At 69.5% G+C, this 19188-nt stretch carries 18 protein-coding genes; 4 read left to right on the top strand and 14 right to left on the bottom strand.

What is annotated here, in order from left to right; all coding sequences use genetic code 11:
• Positions 1-116: 116 nt before the first annotated feature.
• The 3 genes from BM060_RS22410 to BM060_RS22400 form a co-directional block, all read right to left on the bottom strand.
• Complete coding sequence (locus BM060_RS22410; protein ID WP_009618327.1) at positions 117-677, bottom strand: DUF6436 domain-containing protein; 561 nt, start codon at positions 675-677, stop codon at positions 117-119.
• Between the two features lie 96 nt (positions 678-773).
• Positions 774-1652 (bottom strand): YghX family hydrolase, encoded by an 879-nt coding sequence (gene yghX, locus BM060_RS22405; protein WP_074983109.1) that lies wholly within the window; start codon positions 1650-1652, stop codon positions 774-776.
• A gap of 68 nt (positions 1653-1720) precedes the next feature.
• Complete coding sequence (locus tag BM060_RS22400; RefSeq protein ID WP_074983107.1) at positions 1721-2215, bottom strand: BRO-N domain-containing protein; 495 nt, start codon at positions 2213-2215, stop codon at positions 1721-1723.
• Between the two features lie 305 nt (positions 2216-2520).
• On the opposite strand from BM060_RS22400, the gene BM060_RS22395 reads away from it, so the two are divergent.
• On the top strand, positions 2521-2898 hold the full coding sequence (locus BM060_RS22395; protein WP_083426819.1) for a type II toxin-antitoxin system prevent-host-death family antitoxin: 378 nt from the start codon (positions 2521-2523) through the stop codon (positions 2896-2898).
• An 82-nt stretch (positions 2899-2980) separates the two neighbouring features.
• Positions 2981-4030, top strand: a complete 1050-nt coding sequence (locus BM060_RS22390) for an RNA methyltransferase (protein ID WP_074983105.1) — start codon at positions 2981-2983, stop codon at positions 4028-4030.
• A gap of 536 nt (positions 4031-4566) precedes the next feature.
• Here the strand turns inward: BM060_RS22390 and BM060_RS22385 are convergent.
• Positions 4567-5586 (bottom strand): MASE2 domain-containing protein, encoded by a 1020-nt coding sequence (locus tag BM060_RS22385; RefSeq protein ID WP_074983103.1) that lies wholly within the window; start codon positions 5584-5586, stop codon positions 4567-4569.
• 453 nt (positions 5587-6039) lie between these two features.
• Between BM060_RS22385 and BM060_RS22380 the strand changes: the two genes are divergently transcribed.
• Positions 6040-6585: a TetR/AcrR family transcriptional regulator gene (locus tag BM060_RS22380; protein ID WP_074983100.1), complete on the top strand. Its 546-nt coding sequence runs from the start codon at positions 6040-6042 to the stop codon at positions 6583-6585.
• Positions 6586-6820: 235 nt separating this feature from the next.
• Positions 6821-7009 (top strand): hypothetical protein, encoded by a 189-nt coding sequence (locus tag BM060_RS22375; protein ID WP_074983098.1) that lies wholly within the window; start codon positions 6821-6823, stop codon positions 7007-7009.
• 377 nt (positions 7010-7386) lie between these two features.
• Here the strand turns inward: BM060_RS22375 and BM060_RS22370 are convergent, their stop codons facing one another.
• The 10 genes from BM060_RS22370 to BM060_RS22325 are packed head-to-tail and all read right to left on the bottom strand — an operon-like array spanning position 7387 to position 19155.
• Positions 7387-10137, bottom strand: coding sequence for a PAS domain-containing sensor histidine kinase (locus BM060_RS22370; protein WP_083426818.1), 2751 nt, complete (start codon positions 10135-10137; stop codon positions 7387-7389).
• Positions 10138-10145: 8 nt separating this feature from the next.
• The gene (locus BM060_RS22365) at positions 10146-10604 is read right to left on the bottom strand and encodes a TadE/TadG family type IV pilus assembly protein (protein ID WP_074983096.1); all 459 of its coding nucleotides are present in this window, start codon (positions 10602-10604) and stop codon (positions 10146-10148) included.
• 45 nt (positions 10605-10649) lie between these two features.
• Positions 10650-12419 carry a pilus assembly protein TadG-related protein gene (locus tag BM060_RS22360; protein ID WP_074983093.1) on the bottom strand — a complete coding sequence of 590 codons (1770 nt, stop codon included), beginning with the start codon at positions 12417-12419 and terminating at the stop codon, positions 10650-10652.
• A gap of 23 nt (positions 12420-12442) precedes the next feature.
• Positions 12443-12724, bottom strand: a complete 282-nt coding sequence (locus tag BM060_RS22355; RefSeq protein ID WP_074983092.1) for a DUF3613 domain-containing protein — start codon at positions 12722-12724, stop codon at positions 12443-12445.
• A gap of 60 nt (positions 12725-12784) precedes the next feature.
• Positions 12785-13591, bottom strand: coding sequence for a tetratricopeptide repeat protein (locus BM060_RS22350; RefSeq protein WP_074983091.1), 807 nt, complete (start codon positions 13589-13591; stop codon positions 12785-12787).
• Positions 13591-14502, bottom strand: coding sequence for a type II secretion system F family protein (locus BM060_RS22345; RefSeq protein WP_074983090.1), 912 nt, complete (start codon positions 14500-14502; stop codon positions 13591-13593). Before BM060_RS22345 ends, BM060_RS22350 begins: the two co-directional genes overlap by 1 nt.
• A 9-nt stretch (positions 14503-14511) precedes the next feature.
• Positions 14512-15408 (bottom strand): type II secretion system F family protein, encoded by an 897-nt coding sequence (locus tag BM060_RS22340; protein WP_074983089.1) that lies wholly within the window; start codon positions 15406-15408, stop codon positions 14512-14514.
• Positions 15405-16646 carry a type 4b pilus Flp biogenesis ATPase TadA gene (tadA, locus tag BM060_RS22335; RefSeq protein WP_009618290.1) on the bottom strand — a complete coding sequence of 414 codons (1242 nt, stop codon included), beginning with the start codon at positions 16644-16646 and terminating at the stop codon, positions 15405-15407. The genes BM060_RS22340 and tadA overlap by 4 nt, the downstream gene beginning before the upstream one ends.
• The gene (tadZ, locus tag BM060_RS22330; protein ID WP_074983088.1) at positions 16643-17887 is read right to left on the bottom strand and encodes a type 4b pilus Flp biogenesis protein TadZ; all 1245 of its coding nucleotides are present in this window, start codon (positions 17885-17887) and stop codon (positions 16643-16645) included. The genes tadA and tadZ overlap by 4 nt, the downstream gene beginning before the upstream one ends.
• Positions 17887-19155 (bottom strand): type II and III secretion system protein family protein, encoded by a 1269-nt coding sequence (locus BM060_RS22325; protein WP_083426816.1) that lies wholly within the window; start codon positions 19153-19155, stop codon positions 17887-17889. The genes tadZ and BM060_RS22325 overlap by 1 nt, the downstream gene beginning before the upstream one ends.
• Positions 19156-19188: the final 33 nt, after the last annotated feature.

Here is a 19188-nt window from a genome sequence, read left to right as displayed (position 1 = left end):
TTGGGGAGAGGGCACTCTTGAACCCAACACCACAGCCACCGGGAAACTCCCTTCGCGAGCAAGCTCGCTCCTACGAAAAGCCAAAGCCGCTCCCAGGGCCGCAAGGCCCAACGCCGTTACCAGTCGCAGTAGCAGCCGGTGGCGAGGGTGCTGGGGGACTTCACCTGGCGACCTTCGACCAGCGCCTGGATCACCGGCTCGATGAAGCTGTTGGCCGAGGTGCAGGTGGCACCTTCGCTGTAGGGGCCGAAGTAGGCCAGCTTGCCGTCGCGGTCCCACACCGCCACCGAGGGGCTGGCGGCGATGGGCGGCGGCGAGGGGAATTCCGGCAGCGGCTTCAGGCCCCACAGCTCGCTGGCCAGGCGGCCCTGGGTGCCGGGCTTGCGGTAGGCGTAGAAGTCCACGCCCTGGGGCTCGAAGCGCTTGATCAGCGAGGCCAGGTGCTGCTGGTTGGCGACGTTGCACGGGCATTCCGGGTCCCAGAAATGCACCACGCGGATATGCCCCGGGCCGGCCAGTTGCGCCGGCAGTTGCAGCGCCTGGCCATCGAACAGCTGGGTGGTATCGGGATAACTGCGCAGGTAGCGGCCTTGGAACGACCAGAAGGCGGCGAACAGGATGCCGAGCCAGGCCACGATGAGCACGCCCGCGAGAACGACTTTGCGATTGAGCGACATGATGCGGAAGGGGTGGACGGGAGGGCCGCTAGCTTGCCACGTCCAGCCGCCAGGGCAAGCCTTTCCTGACCGGCAGGCTGCGGCCGCAGGACGCAGTCAGGCCAGGTAGCGGCGGAACCAGGCCAGGGTGCGGTCCCAGGCGAGCTTCGCCGCGGCCTCGCCGTAGCGCGGCGTGGAATCGTTGTGGAAGCCGTGGTTCACGCCGGGGTAGATGTACGCCTCGTACGTCTTGCCCGCAGCCTTCAGCGCCTGCTCGTAGGCCGGCCAGCCCTCATTGATGCGCGAGTCCAGTTCGGCGTAGTGCAGCAGCAGCGGCGCCTGGATCCGCGGTACGTCCTCGCTGCGCGGCTGGCGCCCGTAGAAAGGCACCGCCGCGGCCAGCTCCGGGTAGGCCACCGCCGCCGCATTGGCCACCCCGCCGCCATAGCAGAAGCCGGTGATGCCGACCTTGCCGGTGCCGCCCTCGTAGCGCATCAGCCACTCCAGGCCGGCGAAGAAATCGTTCATCAGCTTCTCGGGGTCGACCTTCGCCTGCAACTCGCGGCCCTTGTCGTCGTTGCCCGGGTAGCCACCGACGGAGCTGAGCCCATCCGGCGCCAGGGCGATGAACCCGGCCTTGGCCAGCCGCCGCGCCACGTCCTCGATGTAGGGGTTGAGCCCGCGGTTCTCATGCACCACCAGCACCGCCGGCACCTTGCCCGCAGGCTTGGCCGGCCGCACCAGGTAGGCGCGCACCTTGCCGTTGCCCTTGGGCGAGTCGTAGGCGATGTACTCGGGGACGATGTCCGGATCGGTGAACGGCACCTGCTCGGCCAGCGCATAGTCCGGGCTCAGCGCCTCCACCAGGGCAGCCGCGCCGACGGTCACCAGCGAAGCGCGCTGGAGGAACTCGCGGCGGTTGATCAGGCCATGGGCGTAGTGGTCGTACAGCTCCAGCAGCTCGGGCGGGAAATCGCGGGCGGTGAGGCGTTGCATCGGCTGTCTCCTCTGGCTGCAGGCTCCGGGGTAAGCCTGCAGCTTAGACCAGCCAGACGGGGCGCAGGCTAGAGCGAAGCTCGCAGGCGCCCCAGCCAGCCACTTCCTTCTCCGCTGCAAGGGCTGAAAGTGGGCAATTGCTGCAGCGGCACCCATAGCTCACCCTGCCAGTCCAGCAGCGTCACCCGTTGCGAGCGCCAGCTCATCAGCACCCGCCGGGGCCGTTGCGGATCGACGCGGCCCTGGTCGCGCAGCAGAGGAATCACCTGCTCGCCCAGCCAACGTCCCAGGGCGCGGTTCTCCGGGTGACCGAAGCGGATCAGCACCTTGTACAGCGCGGCTTCGTTGACCACCTCCAGCCACTCCTCGGCGCCGGAGGCCGCGCACAACAGCACCGAGCGCGCCTCGTGCGCATCCAGCCGCCGCGCCAGCGCCTGTGGATGATGCAGCCCGAGCAGCCGCGCCAGGTCGTGGGCGACGAACCAGGGTTGGTCGTCGATCAGCAGGCCGCGCAGGGGACGGTTGTGGCGGAGGAAGGTGGTGGCGGTATAGGCATCATGCATGCTGGGAACTCCTGTTCAGAGAGGGGAGTCCGCCGCTGCGTCGTCAAACGAAGGGAGGCGGACCGCGCGGGGTTGACGAACCGGGAACAGGTACCGGCAGGCCCGAAGGCCTCCCCGCGCGATCCGCCATGAAGCGTGGCAGATGGATCGAACTGCGCACGGGGGCCTGCAAAAAACGCTACGCCGTTTTCGCATACGCCATCGGCGCGATCGCGCCTGTTCCACAGGTCGTCAAACCCGGCCACGGGATCGACCGTGACCGGCGGAGAATAGAGAGGCGCGATGTAAGCCCGTAACGGATAGCCATGTGGGAAGCCTCCGAAACGCTGTTCGGGGCATGGTCCGAACGGGCCTGCTCGACCATCGTCCAGCCTTCGCCTATCGGGAGCACCGCCATGAGCACACGCCGGCAACATACGGCACACGCCGTTTCGCTCACCCAGTTGAAGAGAACGCTCGACGCCCGGCTGCGGGAAGTCGCGGCGCAAAAGCACGAGAAGCTGGTAGTCGTCAGGGGCAGGACTCCCATGGCGGTCATCCTGGACGTCGAGTCCTACCAGGCCCTGCTCGATGAGTTGTACGACCTGCGCCTGGAGAACCTCACCCATGATCGCCTGGCCGGTTTCGAACCGGGCCGGGCGATCCGCCATGAGGACCTCGTGGAAAGCTTCAGCGACCGCTGAACGTCCCTCCAGGCGCCGCCGCCTGCGTGGTTTATCGCCCCGCCTTCGCCACACCCCGCGCCAGTGTTAGCATGCGCGCGCCATGCGCCTGACCGATTTCGACCAACGCCTCGCCGACCTCGGCGCCCTGCCCCGCCATCGCGGGCGGATGCTGCGTGCCTGGCTGCAGGGCCGGGCGCTGGATGCCGGGACCAAGCGCCAGGCCAGCGAGGACTTCCTGCCGCTGGCGGTGCGCAACGCCGTGCCGGAGCTGGCCGCGCAGCTGGAAGGCCTGGCGCGCCTGCACTCCCGCCACCCCGCCGGGGACGGCTCCGAGCGCCTGCTGGTGAGCCTGGCCGACGGGCAGATGGTGGAGAGCGTGCTGCTGCCGCGCGATGGGCTGTGCGTCTCCAGCCAGGTCGGCTGCGCGGTGGGCTGCCGCTTCTGCATGACCGGCCGCAGCGGCCTGCTGCGCCAGGTGAGCGCCGCCGAGATGGTCGCCCAGGTGGTGCTGGCGCGGCGCCTGCGGCGGGTGAAGAAGGTGGTGTTCATGGGCATGGGCGAGCCGGCGCACAACCTCGACAACGTGCTGGAGGCCATCGACGTCCTCGGCGGCGACGGTGGCATCGGCCACAAGCACCTGGTGTTCTCCACGGTGGGCGACCCGCGGGTGTTCGAGCGCCTGCCACAACAGCGGGTGAAACCGGCCCTGGCCCTGTCGCTGCACACCACCCGCGCGGACCTGCGCGAACACCTGCTGCCCAAGGCGCCGAAGCTCACCCCGGACGAACTGGTGGAGCTGGGCGAGGCCTATGCCCGCCAGGTCGGCTACCCCATCCAGTACCAGTGGACGCTGCTCAAGGGCGTGAACGATGGCCAGGATGAATTGGACGGCATCCTGCGCCTGCTCAAGGGCAAGTTCGCGGTGCTCAACCTGATCCCCTTCAACGCCCTGGAAGGCGACGCCTACCAGCGCCCGGACGGCGAGCGCATCGTAGAGATCGTGCGCTACCTGCACAGTCGGGGGGTGCTGACCAAGGTGCGCAACAGCGCGGGGCAGGATGTGGAGGGTGGTTGCGGGCAGTTGCGGGCGCGGGTGGTGGAGTTGGTGGATACCAGCCGGCTGAGCATCGCGCCGAGGCGCTCTTCGTAGGAGCGAGCTTGCTCGCGAAGGGAGTTTCCCGGTGACTGTGGTGTTGGGGGTAAGAGCGCCCTCTCCCCAACCCTCTCCCTGAAGGGAGAGGGGGCCGTTCGGAGCGAATGGCGAATCCAGAGTTACCCGTAGGAGCGGATCTTATCCGCGATAACCGGAACCACCGGCGCGGTTCGCGGAAGGGATCCGCTCCTACGCTGCCCCACCTGCGCCATTCCCCTGTAGGAGCGCGCCCTGCGCGCGAAATCGCGGGCAGGGCCCGCTCCTACAGGTTGCTGGGGAGCACGGTATTCCTCCCCCGTAGGAGCGGATCTTATCCGCGATAACCGGAACCATCGGCGCGGTTCGCGGAAGGGATCCGCTCCTACGCTGCCCCACCTGCGCCATTCCCCTGTAGGAGCGCGCCCTGCGCGCGAAATCGCGGGCAGGGCCTGCTCCTACAGGTTGCTGGGGAGCACGGTATTCCTCCCCCGTAGAAGCGGATCTTATCCGCGATAACCGGAACCACCGGCGCGGTTCGCGGAAGGGATCCGCTCCTACGGGGCTGCGTCCTCGGCGGCGGCGCACGGCGCCAGCGCCTGGCGGGCTTGCTCGATCCAGTCGTGTTCGCTGGCGAAGTCGGTCGAGTAGTCGGCCAGGCCCATGCTCAGCGAGAGCGGCGGCAGCGAGGCTTCGTCGAAGTTGCCGAACAGTTGGGCGATGCGCTCGACGCAGGCCCGGGCGCCGGCGCCGTGGGTCTGGCGGAACAGCACCAGGTATTCGTCCGGGTGCTTGCGGCTGACGTGGTCGGTGTTGCGCACCTCGGCCTTGATCAGGTGGCCCAGGCGCACGCTGAGGGCCTCGGCGGTGAGGTTGCCGTAGCGCAGGCGCAGGCGGGCGTGGTCGTCGATGCGGATCAGCGCCAGGGTCGCCCTCGGCCCGCCGCGCCGGCAGCGGCCGAATTCCTGGGCCAGGCGGTGCAGCCAGACGTCGTAGGACAGCAACAGCTGCTGCTGGTCGAAGCAGTCCACCAGGGAGAAGGCGCGGCGCTGGGCATGCAGGCGGCGCGCCAGGCTGTAGCTGGTCCAGCCCACCGCCAGCGGGTAGAAGAACAGCATCGGCAGGCAGGCCCAGATCACCCGCCTGGGCGTCTCCAGGTCCACCTGGTAGCCGGTCAGCAAGCCCATCGCCAGGATACCCGCCGCGTTGGCCAGCAGGCCCTTGAGCATGAAGCCGGGGCCGTTGGCCGCCACGTTGTGCATGGTGACCATCGACAGCAGCAGCGCCGACGGCAGCAGGCTGAAGTGCATGATCGCCACCCAGCCGCCGGCGAACAGCGAATCCAGCAGCAGGTTGCGCAGCTCGGCCCGGTAGGGCACGGCGGCGCGCACGGCGATGAAGCGGGCCAGGCCCGGCCAGAGGAAGCCGTTGACTAGCATCCAGGCCCAGAGCGCGGGGTGGCCGGGATAGACGAGCACCGCGATGAACACGAAGCTGAGACCACAGCCCAGGCTGCGTGGCGCGTAGATGCGCCTGGCGAAGGCGATACCGGCGGAAGTACTGCTTTCCATTTCCATACATCAATCCAGAGACGGCCTTCGGCGAAGGGTCGACAGGCGGCATCGGCAATGGCGCCTGTAAATTGCCAGCATGTCTGACGTGCCTTTCCCGCTGGGCGCGTTATGCTTCCCCATTGGGTGAAAGCGTCAGCCTTCCGTCCACATAGCGGCGACGTTCACCCGCAAGACCGGCAATGTCAAAAAAACGCCATTGCCATGAACAGTGATGACTTGCCCCTCGCCAGGCGGGTGGCAAGCGTTGACGAATCGATCAGGAATGGAAGCCACCGCCTCCCTGCCGGACATGGTCCCTGGCCATTACCGCAAGCGCGCAGCTCTAGCGGCTGCTGCGAATCGAGAAGGGCCGTGCCGTCCCCTGGCTGCCAGGCGCAGCAAAGCAGGACGAGCACGGGCGGCCGCACGGCTGGCCAACCTTAAAATACGAACGTATTCTAATGCAGAAGAGGCCTGATGAGTAAGCGCCCCGTCATTGATAGAGGCAAGGTCCTGGATGCCGCCGAAGGCCTGGTCATGCGCGAAGGCGTTGCGGCGCTGTCCATTGGCGAGGTGGCCAAGGCCGCCGGGATCAGCAAGGGTGGCGTGCAATCCTGCTTCGGCACCAAGGATGGGCTGATCGAGGCCATGTTCAACCGATGGAAAGCGGAGTTCGAGGTGGCTGTACGCGACAACACCCCAGACGAAGCGGAACCGCTCGACAACCTGCGCGCCCACGTGCAACTGCTGGCCGCCAGCGACGAGGCCCTGGGCAAGCGCGCCGCGGCCGTGCTCGCGGCGATGCTCAGCCGGGAGGAACTGCGCCAGCGCTCCAGCGACTGGTACCGCCCCCTGCTCATCCAGGAAGGCGGCGACGACGAACGCAGCCGCAACGCCCGCCTGGCCTTCCTCGCCGCCAAGGGCGCCTTCCTGCTGCGCTCCTTCGGCCTGATGGAGATGAGCGAGGCGGAATGGCAGGCGATCTTCCGCGAGATCGATACGCTGCTCCCGCCAGGGGAATGAACGCCCGGTGACCGGGGAGGCGCAGGCCTTCCCTTTGCGCAGTGCACCCGCCGCCCGAGAACCCACGCCGATATTCCACCTGGATAGCCCCCGGGAAAGTTGTGCCTATTCAATAACTAGACGAAGCAACTAGTTCAATGTGGATATATCCAAGTTATCCACCCACTTCCATAATTCAAAAGTCGAGCCCTATGCAAAACCAGAAGAACGACTCATCCTTCATTCAAGGAATGCCATGCAAGCGAAAGTTCAATACGAGGACTCCGGCCTGGTCTGGATGTACGGCCACCTGAGAAGGATAGGCTGCAGCTTCCCCACCGCCCTGTACCGCAGCATGCGCTTCAAGCTGCTGGGCGATACCGGTGACTTCAGAAGCGAGGTCAGCTGGCAGAAGATCCGCTTCTCCAGGGCCCGGGCCGGCTAGCCCGGCGCACAACCCCGCCACCCCGCGCAGCCGCTACAGCCCAGGCAGCGCCCCTCCGCAACACCTGGCCGACCCCATTGCAGGGACAGCCTCCCGCCTTCTCTGCCTCATTCGTCTTCAGGATTGCGCCGCCGTCTGCGGGCGGAGTTTCTCAATACGCGCAGAAACTCAAGGACAATAACAACAAGCACGCCAGCAAGGATCGCCAACAGCATACCAATGCCCTCGATGCATTATCTTCGCACCCAAGTATTCTTCGAATGATGAAAAACAAAGTACACCATCAGGGAGCAACTTAGCCCGACATCAAAACCCACTGTTTCATCGCGAAACTAAACCGGCGAACTTCTTCGCCGGCGATCATCACCCCGGAACTTTCAGCCTTCCGCCAGGGGCAGGCGTATGACGAACAGCGCCCCGGCCTCGGCGTTGCTCACGCACAGGCTGCCGCCCATGTTGCGGATCAGGTCGTGGCTCACCGACAGCCCCAGCCCGGTGCCCTGCCCCACCGGCTTGGTGGTGAAGAAGGGTTCGAAGATGCGTTCCAGCAGTGCCGGCTCGATGCCTCCGGCGCTGTCGCACACGTGCAGTTCCAGCCACCCGGGCTCGGCGCAAGGGTGCTGGCCCAGGCGGATCCACCTGTCGCCCTCGCGCTTTTCCAGCAAGGCGTCGCGGGCATTGGCCAGCAGGTTCACCAGCACCTGCTCCAGCTGGTCGGCGAAGCCCATGACCTTCGGCCGCGCCTGGGGCGCCTCCAGCTCCAGAGTGATGCCCTGCTGGGTCATGCTCTCGCCCAGCAGCAGCACCACCGCCTCGCAGCAGGCCTGGGGATCGAACGGGGCCATGTCCAGGTCGGACTTGCGGCTGAACACCCCCATGTGGTTGACCACGCGGGTCAGCCGGTCGACCTGGGCATCCACCCGCTTGAGCTTCTCGCCCAGGTACTGCGGGTCGTCCAGGCGCTGCCAGGCGTTGAACAGCGCCAGGCGCATGACGTGCAGGGGCTGCTTCATCTCGTGGGCCATGCCGCTGACCATCTGCCCCAGGGCGGCCATCTTGGCGCCCTGGGCGAGCTGTTGCTGGGAATGGCGCACCGAGGTGTTGTCGCGGGCGACCGCCTGGACTTCGCGCAGCCGGCCCTGGTCGTCGAACAGCAGGCGGTCGCTCCAGATCAGCCAGCGACACTCCCGGCCGGGCAGGTTGAAGCGCAGCTCCCAGGATTCCTCGACGCCGCCGCCGGCCCCTTCGACCAGGCGGGCGCGCAGGGCGCTGCAATCGCGCTCGGACAGCCAGTAGTCCAGGCGCCGCCCAAGCAGCGCCTGTACCGGCTCGCCAAGGAAGCTGGCGAAGGTGTGGTTGACGAAGGTCAGCACCAGGCTGGCCGAATAGCGGCAGATCAGCGCCGGCGAATCCTCCACCAGCATCCGGTAGCGCTCCTCGCTCTCGGCGATGCGCTGCGCGGCCTGGTGCCGCTCGGTCACGTCCAGCCACAGGCCCACCACTTCCCGCGGCAGGCCCTGGGCGTCGCGCAGCAGCTTGGCCTCGTCGTACAGCCAGTGCCATTGCCCGGCGCCGTCGCGCAGGCGGTACTCGGCATTGACGCGCCCTTCGCGCAGCAGCGTGCGGCCGCGCTCGAAGAAGCTGCCCAGGTCGTCCGGGTGCACGCGCTCGGCCAGGGCCTGCCAGCTGTTCGCCTGCAGGTCCAGGCCCAGCAGGTTGCCGGCGCTTTCGCTGTAGAACTCCGGAATCAGCTGGCCGTCTTCCACGCGCTGCACGTAGATCACCACCGGCGCCTTGTCGATCAGGTTGCGCAGGCGCGCATGGGTGGCCTCGGCCTGCTGCGCCTGCTGGCGGGCCTCGCTGACGTCGAGCAGCACGCCGTCGAGGAAACCGTGCTCGCTGCCGCCCTGCCAGCGCCCCTGCAGGTGCAGCCAGCGGCGGATGCGGGTCCAGGAGTCCGGGCAGAGGCGCAGGTCCTGCGCCAGCTCCCCGCCGGGGCCCAGTTGGCGCAGGCGTATCAGCAGTTCGTCGGCATCGGCGGGGTGCAGCCGCTGCAGCAGTTCCTCCCGCGACAGCCGCGTCTGCCCCTCGGGCAATTCCAGGATGGCCGCCACCGCGGCGGAGAACTGGAAGCCTTCGCGCGCCGCGTCGTAGCGCCAGTAGCCGCCCTGCACCCTGCTCTCCAGCAGGTTCAGCCGGTGCAGGGCATCGCGCAGGCGCTTGCGTTCGAGGCGGCCGAAGACCTGCAGCGCCAGTTGTTCGGCCAGGCACTGCCAGTCGCCGGGCGACAGTCCCGCGCGGCCTTCGTCGAGGCCGTCCGGTTCGCCGATCAGCCAGGCGCCCTGCCCGCCCTGCGGCGTCGCCGGCACCACCCGCAGGCGTTCGCAGCACAGTTGCTTCAGCAACGCCGAGCCGGGCCCGCCGGCGCCGAGCAGGGTGCTGTCGGCCAGGGCGGCGAGCCCGCAATCAGGCAGGGCCAGGCCTTCGCGCAGCAGGCTGTGGGCGCCGGGGCGGACGTAGCAGGCGAACACCCGCCCGCCGCCGCCCGGCTCCGCCAGGACCAGCGCCATGGATTGCAGCGCGAAGCTGTTGGCCATGACCTCCAGCACTTCGCCCAGCGCGCCCGGCAGCTCGGCCAGGGCGACGTGGCTGAGCCGGGAGAGCAACTGCTTGATCACGTTGAAGCACTGCATCTGCGACTTTTCCCGGTCGCTCTGCCAGTTCAGGTCGGAGATGTCGGTGCCCAGCAGCAGGCAGCCGCGGCCGGCCAGCGGGCTGACCTGCATGCGGAAGACCAGCGGCTGCTGGTCGAGGCTGCGCAGGGCCAGGTCCACCTGGCGGCTCTGGCGCAACTCCGGCGCCGGGCTGGCGGGCCGGGACCTGCGCTCCAGGTAGTCGCCCAGGCGCGCCGCATCGGCATGTGTCGGCTGCGCCAGGCAGCGGGCGCGGCGCCCGCCCAGGCGGCACACACGGTCCTCGGCATCCAGCTCGATGCACAGGTCCCAGTGCGCCTGGCTCCATTGCCAGAACGGCTCGTCCAGGCTGCTCTGCGTCTCTTGCGTCAGCGCATCGCCACTGGGCGCCGGGGCGGCCTTGTCGTTGGAGTGGCCACGGAACAGTCCTCGCATCGTCGACCTCACAGCAGCAGGCTGGCCTGGGCCTGCAGCACCGCGGGCAGCCGCGGCACCGGGCCGATGCCCGGCAGCGTCAGCACCGGCACCAGCGGGGTGGCGTCGGCGGGGTAGCGCACGCAGACGGTGATGCGCGTGTAGCGCCCCTCGGCCACCGGCGCGGCCACGTACTTGCCGTCGCTGCAGCCGGTGTACCAGCGGCTCGGCATCCAGCCCAGGCGGCTCGACACGGCCTGGGCCACGGTGTCCTGCAGGGCCGCCTGGTACTGCTGCGAGCCCAGCGAGTCGTTCACCGACAGCGCCACCCGCGCGCCGGCGGCCGCGGCGTCGTTGAACGACTGCAGCACCAGCATGGGGATGCCATACGCCAGCACGCCGTACATCACGGTGAAGAACAGGATGAAGGCGGCGGCGAACTCGATGGTCACGGCGCCGCGCTGGCGGCTCGGGTGTTTCTGCTGCATGGGTTCCCCCGGGTAGAGTCGTGGTTGCCTGGCGACGGCCGTGGCCTAGATCAGGAGTTGGGCGCCCGGGGTGCGCAGGTCGATGATGCGCACGTCGAGGGTGCCGGTCTGGATGCCCAGCAGTTGCAGCAGCGGGTCGATCAGCTGGCTGCCCAGGCTGGCGAGCACCGAGGCCAGCGCCTGGGTCAGCAGGCTGGTCAGGTCGCCGAGCGAATTCACCAGGCCGCCGACCACGCCGTCGAGCAGTTTCCCCAGCGGGCAGAGCAGCCAGCCGACCAGGGGCGCCTTGCACAGCAGGCCCTGGGTGTTCAGTTCGACGGACAGGCTCAGGCTCCGCGACAGGCTGGCGATGCCCGCCGCCAGCGAGGCGCCCAGGGGGCTCTGCACGCGCTGCACGGCGCTGGGCAGGTCGACCGGCGAGGCGATGTCGAAGGCCAGCGGTTGTTCCCCGGGGGCGGCCAGCGCCACGTCGCCCTTGCGGGTATTCACCGACACGCTGGCCAGGTAGGCGTTGCCGTTGCCCAGCAGCTTCACGCTCAGGTCGTTGAGCGCCACCGCCGCCACGCCGGGCTGCGCCTTGACGTTGACCTGCGAGGCCCGCTGGGCGCCGCCGCAGGCGATGCTGTCCAGCGCGGCGTAGCCCTGGGCCACGCTGGCGCCCAGGTCGACATGGGCGTTGACCAGCCCGAGCTTGAGCAGGTCCACGTCGGCCACTAAGTTCAGGGCCACCTGCACCGAGCTGGCGCGGGTCCGCCACTGCCCTGTGGCGTCCTTGCCGGGGTAGCCGACGGCGATGGTCGGCGGGCTGATCACCGTGAGCTTCACCGTCAGGCTGGCCAGCCCCGGCACGTTCAGCGTCAGGCCGGGAATCGCCAGCGCATGCTGCTTGTTGGCCACCAGCGCGGTGGTCATCAGCAGGTCCAGCAGGTTGACGTCGGCGCCCAGGGCCGCGTTGCGCGCGCTGTCCGGGGCGATGACGCTGATGATCTGCCCCAGGCTGAGGTTCGCCGAGGGCACCTTGATGCTGGCCAGGGCGCTGCGCAGCAGGGCGAGGTTGACGCCGGCGACCTGCGAGGCGTCGGCGGCGTCGATGGCGGCCTGGAGCAGTTGCGCCACGCTGACGTCGGCGTCCAGCAGGCTGTCCACCGAGCCGAGGTCGAGGTCGACGCCGGCCAGCTGCAGCTGCTCGCCCAGGGCGAGCAGGTTGACGTTGGCCCCGGCGATGCCCTGGTAGGTCACCAGGTCGAGGTTCAGCCGGGTGCCCAGCAGGCCGCCGAGCAAGGCGTTGAGCAGAGGTGAATTGCTGCTGTCCAGGCGCAGCAGGCCGCTGCCCGCCGACAGCGCGGCCATGGCCTGGCGCCGGGCCACCGCCTGGGCCTGGAGGGTGACGCTGGTGGGCGTGCCGGCGCCGAACACCGAGGCGACGTTCAGCACCAGGCTCGAAGGCACCGTGCGGCTGGCGACGACCTGCACCGAGTCGTTCCAGCTGCTATTGGCGGCGCGGAACACACGCCGCTGGCCGCTGCCGTCGAAGACCACGTCGCCCAGGCTTGCGACCAGCCGGCCGTCGTCGGCGAAGCCGTTGCGCCGCGCGCTGATGATCGCCAGCGCCTGCACGTCGGCGTTCGCCTGGGTGGCGCACATGCCGCTCTGGGTGGCGCTCTCCAGCGCCGCCATGTCTGCCACCCGCTGCAGCTTGCGCTGCTCCAGGTACAGGCGCCCGGTGTCCACCACCAGGGCCATGCAGATCAGCACCAACAGCAGGGTGACTGCCGCCAGCACACCGATAGCGCCGCGCTGCCGCTTGCCGAACATGGACATCTCCTTGACGTCGGGGATCACTTCTTGCCGGTGTTGAAGCCCTGGTTCTCGTCCAGCAGGTACTCGGGGATCGGGTGGCTGTAGCTGTCCAGGTAGCGCCGGTAGGCGCGGTCGCGCTCGGCCGCGGTGGCGGCCTGGCGGTTGGCCGAGGCCTGCTGGCCGCTGCGCTGCAGTTGCAGCCAGTGGTCGACTTCCCACTGGTCGCGGGCGCTGCTGCCCGCTTGCGGCCGCGCCGACTCGGTGGCGCCAAGGCTCAGGGGGGCGGCCAGCAGAAGGCCGCTGAGGATGATCCGTTTCATAGCTAGTCTCCGTTTCCATCGCGGGCCCTGGCCGCCTTGCGGCCGGGCGCCCGCCGTCGATTACCTGATCTGCTGTTCCACCAGCGGCTGCGGCAGGGGCTGCGCCTGCACGCGGACCTGGGCCACGCTGGCGCCGTCCGCCGCCGGCACGGCTGGCAGCGGCGCTGCCACTTGAGCCACCCGCGGCGCCGGCGCGCCGCCCCTGAGCGCATCGGCGCGCTGGCGGGCCTGGCGCACCTGCTCGTCGGACAGCCGCGCCTTCTCGGCCAGCGCCGTGGCCTGGGCGGTCTTGCCTTCCAGCAGCAACAGGCTGAGCAGGTTGCTGGCCGGCAGCTTGTCGTCGCCGTCCAGTTCCAGGGCGGTGAGGAATTCGAAGCGCGCGCCTTCGCGGTCGCCCTTGCGCAGCAGCACCACGCCCAGGTCGTTGCGCACCAGCCGGTCGGTGGGCTGCAGATGCGCCGCCACGCGCAGTTCGCGCTCGGCCTCGGCGATGCGCCCCTCGCGCAGGGCGATCTGGCCCAGGCCGTGGTGCGCCTCGCCGGCCTTGCAGGTGCCGAGCAGGGCCTGGTACTCGGCCCTGGCCTGCGGGCTGCCGATGCGGCGCAGCGCCACGGCCTTGCTTTCGCGCACGTCCAGCGACTGCGCCGGCAGCGTCTGCAGGTGCGCCAGGGCGGCGTGCAGGCGGCCCTCGCGCAACATGCCGCGGGCCATGTCCAGCTGCAGTTCCTGGTCCTGGCTCAGGCGGCTGCCGCAGCTCTGGCCGAGGGCCGGGAAGCTCTCCGCCAGGTTGCCGCGCAGATCGTCCGGCAGGTTGGCGCAGCCGCCCAGCGCCAGGCCGATAAAGCCCAGCAAGCACAACGTCTTCATCACATTCCCCCCAGTGCCTTGGTGATGGCCATGAACCCCGGCCCGGCCAGGATGATCAGCAGCGCCGGGAACAGCAGGGTGATCATCACCAGGCTCATCTTCGCCGCCAGCTTGCTGATCTTTTCCTGCAGCGAGGTCAGCCGGCGGTCCTCGAACAGGGCCTTGAGCGTCGCCAGCGAGGCCCGCGCGCTGCCGCCCTGGCGCAGCATCTGGCGCAGCACGCCGCAGCAGTCGGCGAGCTCGGCCACCTGCAGGCGCCTGGCCAGCTGGTCCAGCTCGTCGGCCAGGTCCAGGCCGCTGTCGGCGTGGGCCAGCACCAGGTCCAGCTCCTGGGTCAGCAGCGGCACGATGTTGCGGCCCTCCAGTTGCACTACCCGCAGCGCCTGTTCCACGGTCAGGCCGGTGTCGAAGAGGATGCGGACCAGTTGAATGAAGACGATGACCTCCTCGGCCAGGCGCCGGCAGCGCTTGTCCGCCAGGTGCGCCAGCACGCGCTTGGGCAGCAGGAAGCCGAGGCCGGCGGCGAAGGCCAGCGGCAGCAGCAGGTCGTCCAGGGCGTCGCCCCGCAGCAGGCCGACCAGCGCCACCAGGGCGCAGGCCAGCAGCGGCGAGGCCAGCTGCGCGGCCTGGTACAGGCTGCGCGGCAGGTTGCCGTTCCAGCCGGCGCGGGCCAGCAGGTCGCGCACCTCCTGGTCGCCCGGCTGCAGGCGCCGCCCCAGCGGGCCGTCGCCGAGCCGTTCGATGGCCCGGGCGCTCCAGCGCGCGGCGTCCTCGCCGCCCTGCGCGGCGGCGCCCAGGCGTTGTTCGATCAGGTGCTGCTCGCGGTTGGCCGCGCGGCTCTGCGACACCAGCAGGGCCAGCGCCGCGCCGAACAGCAGCAGGGCCAGGAGTACGTACCAGGTTGCGTCCATGTCCGTCTCCTACACGCTCTTGAGCATGCGCCACAGCGTGACGCAGCCGACCGCCTGCAGCCCCAGCGAGGTCAGCAGCAGCGTGCGGCCGAAGCCGTCGGTCCACATGGCCATCAGGTAGCCGGGGTTGCTGGCCAGGATGTACATGCCCAGGCCCAGCGGCAGCACCGCCAGCACCAGGGCGCTGAAGCGCGTCTCGCCGGTCATGGCGCGCAGCTGGCGGCCGATCTTCTCGCGCTCGTGGATGACCTTGATGATGTTGTCCAGCAGGTCCGTGGTGTTGCCGCCGTAGCGGTAGTTGACCGTCACGCCCAGGGCGAGGATGTGCAACTCTTCCACGTCGTAGAGTTCGGCGATGTCCTGCAGCGCCTCGGGCAGGCTGATGCCCAGCTGCACGTGGCTGCTGGCGCGGGCGAAGATCGAGCGCAGCGGGTCGTCGGCCGCCACCACCGCCTGTTCGATGGCGTCGCCCAGGGTGCGCCCGGCCTGCAGGCTGCGCACCACCTGGTCGAGGAAGGCCGGCATCTGCCGGATCATCTTCTGCAGGCGGCGCTGGTACAGCAGGCCGAGCAGGCCGTTGAACAGCAGCAGCACCAGCAGCACGGCCAGCAGCACGCCGAACACGTTGAGCAGGCGCCAGCCCGGCACGGCCAGCGCCAGCATCGCCAGCCCCGCCCCGACCAGCCAGGGGCGCATGTGCACGATGCCGGCGCGGCGCATGCGCCGCACCAGCCAGTGCTGGGTGCGCGGCCGCGCCGCGGCGAGGTCGCCCAGGGCCTGGCCGGGCACCAGGCGGCGCACCACCTGTTCGTTGTTGCGCGCGCGCAGGCCCAGGCCGAGCAGCAGCACGGCCAGGCCCACCAGCGCCAGGCTGGCCACCGCCAGCAACAGTGCCCCGGCGCTCATGCCGCCACCTGGCGCAGCTTCAGCCCCGACGGCACGCCGGTGCGCACGAACCTGCCGCTGGCGCGCCGGTCCAGGCTGAACAGTGAGTTGGTGACGTAGATGCCGTCGCGCACCTCCAGCACTTCCAGCACTTCGCTGATGCAGCGCCGGCCGTTGGCCTGGCGGGTGATCTGCACCACGATGTCCAGCGCCGCGCAGATCATCTGCCGCAGCGTCTGCTCGGGCAGCTTGTGCCCGGCCAGGCCCACCAGCATTTCCATGCGCAGCAGCGAGTCCATCGCCGAGTTGGCGTGCACCGTGCTCATCGAGCCGTCGTGGCCGGTGTTCATCGCCTGCAGCACGTCGAGCACTTCCACCCCGCGGATTTCGCCGAGGATGATGCGGTCCGGGCGCATGCGCAGGGCGTTGCGGATCAGGTCGCGGGCGGTCACCTCGCCATAGCCCTCGGCGTTCGGCGGGCGCGTCTCCAGGCGCACCACGTGGTCGTGGCCCAGCTGCAGTTCGGCGGTGTCCTCGATGGTGACGATGCGCTCGCGCGCGTCGATGAAGCCGCTCAGCACGTTGAGCAGCGTGGTCTTGCCGGTGCCGGTGCCGCCGCTGATGAGGATGTTGCAGCGGTTCTCCACGGCCTGGCGGAGGAACCCCAGCAGCGCCTCGTCGACGCTCTGGTAGGCCAGCAGGTCGGCGCTCTGCAGCAGCTCCTTGCTGAACTTGCGGATGGAGATGCACGGGCCGTCCAGGGCCACCGGCGGGATGATGGCGTTGACCCGGCTGCCGTCGGGCAGGCGCGCGTCGACCATCGGGCTGGATTCGTCCAGGCGCCGCCCCAGGGGCGCCAGGATGCGCTGGATGACGCGGTACACGTGGTGGTCGTCGATGAAGCGCAGGTCGCTCTGGTACAGGCGGCCGCGCTGCTCGATGAAAACGCGGTCGGGGCCGTTGACCAGGATTTCGCTGATGTCCGGGTCGCGCAGCAGCACTTCCAGCGGGCCGAAGCCGGTCAGCTCGTCCACCACTTCCTCGGCCAGGCGGTCCAGCTCGTAGCGGGAGATCGCCAGCTGGCGCCGCGCAGCGTATTCGCCGACCTTCTCGGCGACGTACTGGGCCACCGCCGGGCGCGCGCCTTCCAGCAGGTTCACGCCGTCTTCGTCGATCTCGTCGATGATGTAGCGGTGCAAGCGCATCTTCAGCAGCTGCATTTCCTGCTCGTGCGCGCCGAGGCTGCTGGCGTAGCTCATGGACGCGCGCCCCGGAAGCGGCCGAACCAGGGGAAGCGCCGCCGCGCCTGGCCGCCCACCGCGCCGAGCGGCTCGGCCAGGACGCGCAGCTTGAGCGCCAGGGGGTCGCGCGGGGCCACCTCGAACAGGCTGCGCCCGAGGTTCTTCGCCCGCAGGCGCGCCTCGGCCGAGGCCGGCAACACGCCGAAGAGTTCCAGGCCGAACATGCGGCACAGGGCCTGCTCGTCCGGCGGCACCGCGGGCAGGTAGCGCTCCACCAGCAGTTCGATGCGCGGCAGCGCCTGGCTGTTCTCGCGCAGGCGGCGCAGGCTTTCCAGGCCCTTCCGGCACGAGGGCACGCTCTGGTCCACCAGCCACAGCACGCGGCTGGCCTGCTGCAGCAACTGGCGGGCGAGTTCGCCTTCGGGCATGGCGGTGAAGTTGATCAGCACGTGGCTGAAGGCCGTGCGCAGGTTGCCCAGCAGCAGGTACAGCTCGGCGGTGGTCATGCGCTCCAGCACCCCGGGCTCGTCGGTCAGGCTGAGCAGGCGCAGGCCGGAGTCGTGGCGGCTGAAGGCGCTGTCGATCAGCGTCTGGTCGAGGCGGCGCAGGTTGCGCATGGCGTCGGCGAAGGTGAAGGGCGCATCCATGCCGAGGATGGCCAGGGCCTCGCCGGCCGGCTGGCCGATGTCCACCAGCAGCACCCGGTTGCCCTCCCGGGCCTGCAACGCCAACGCCAGGTGCAGGGCGACGAAGGCGCCGTCGGCGTCCGGCCGGGCGCTGGCCAGGGCGAACAGCTCGCCCTGCTGCACGGCGCTCACCGGCACGCTGGGCAGGCGCCCGCCCAGGCGCCGGACCAGCCCGCCCAGTTCGCTGGCGCGGGCGCCGTAGGTGACGAAGTCGCGGGCGCCGGCGCGCATGGCCGCCAGCACCAATTGGTTGTCCAGGCCATCGCCCACGGCCACCACCGCCAGCATCGGCCGCGCCGACACCAGGCCCTCGATCAGGGCGCCGTGGACCATCAGGTTGGCCTTGTTCAGGCTGATGAAGAGCACGCCGGCGCCGGTCACTTCCAGCAGCGCCAGCAGCTCCTCCAGGGTGCCGCTGGTGGCGGCGACCACCTGGCCGGCGCTGGCCAGGCTGCTCTGCAGCCATTCCAGCTCGCCGGCGTGCTGGGTCAGCGCGACGAAGGTCTGGGCGACGTTGCGACCCTGCGCGGCGGGCACGCGGCTGCCGCTGCGGCCCAACGGATCGCCGGCCATCACTGGGACATCCCGCTGGCCGAAGCGCGGCCGTCGTACTGGCCGTTCTCCAGGAAATAGAACTCGCCGAAGCCGGGGTCGTACTTGCGCAGGCCCTCGCCGGGCAGCTTGGGCAGCGCGGCATTGGCCGCCAGCGGCTGGACCAGGTGCGGGGTGACCACCATCAGCAGTTCGCGGTCGTCCTTGTCCAGCTGCGAGGAGCGGAAGAACGCGCCCAGCACCGGCAGGTTGCCCAGGCCGGGGAACTTGTCGACGTTGCTCACCGTGTTACTGCTGATCAGGCCGCTGATCACGAAGCTCTCGCCGTCGGCGAGGATCACGCTGGTGTCGGTGCGCCGCACGTTGAGCGCCGGCACCGCGATGCCGTTGGTCTGGATGCCGGCGGAGAAGTCCAGCTCGCTGACCTCCGGCGCCACCTTCAGGGCGATGCGCCCGGTGGACATCACCGTCGGCGTCAGGGTCAGGCGCACGCCGTATTCCTTGTACTCGATGGTGATGTTGTTGTTATCGCCGTTGGGCACCGGGATGGGGAACTCGCCGCCGGCCAGGAAGGACGCGCTCTGCCCGCTGGTGGCCACCAGGCTGGGGCGCGCCAGGGTGTAGGCGAAGCCGCTGCCTTCGAGCATGTTGAGGAAGCCCAGCACCTTGCTGCTGCCGCCGCCCCAGATGACGTTGAAGCCGCTGTCGCTGGTGCCGAAGTTGCCCGTCACGCCGCCGTCGGAGCCCACGCTGATGCCGCTCAGGCTGCCCGGCGCGCCGAGCATGAACAGGTTGGAGCCGCGCCGCACCAGCGAGGTGCTGGCCTGCTTGAGCTTGCTGCGGCTGACCTCGACGAAGCGGATGTCGGTCTGCACCTGGCTGGCCAGGTTGGCGGCGGCAACGGCGTCGCTGGTCGCGCCCACGTCGCGGATCGAACGCCCGGCCACCTGCACCTGGGCCCGCAGCGGGTCGCCCGGGCAACCGGTCCAGACCAGCAGGCTGGTCTCGCCCTGGGCCTTGCCGGTGACCAGGAAGTTGCGCTTGTCCAGCAGCTGCACGTCGGCGATCTGCGGGTCGCCAATGGCCAGGCGCTTGATCGGCAGCGGCAGTTGCTGGTCCTGCTGGGCGCCCTGCTGCAGCGCCAGCACCAGCTTCTGCGGCAGTTGCACCAGCCCTTCGCAGGCCTTGGGCGCGGCCTGCGCCGAACCCAGCAGCGCCCATGCCATGACGCCCGCCAGGCAAACGCCCACCCCACCAGCCGGACGCCGGTATCCCATATTGCAAGCCATCCTAACTACTCCCTCTCCCTGCTTCAGGGGCTG

It is taken from the genome of Pseudomonas citronellolis (assembly GCF_900112375.1).
In the GTDB taxonomy this organism is placed as follows: Bacteria; Pseudomonadota; Gammaproteobacteria; order Pseudomonadales; family Pseudomonadaceae; genus Pseudomonas; species Pseudomonas citronellolis.
This window is presented reverse-complemented; position numbering and strand designations above follow the sequence as displayed.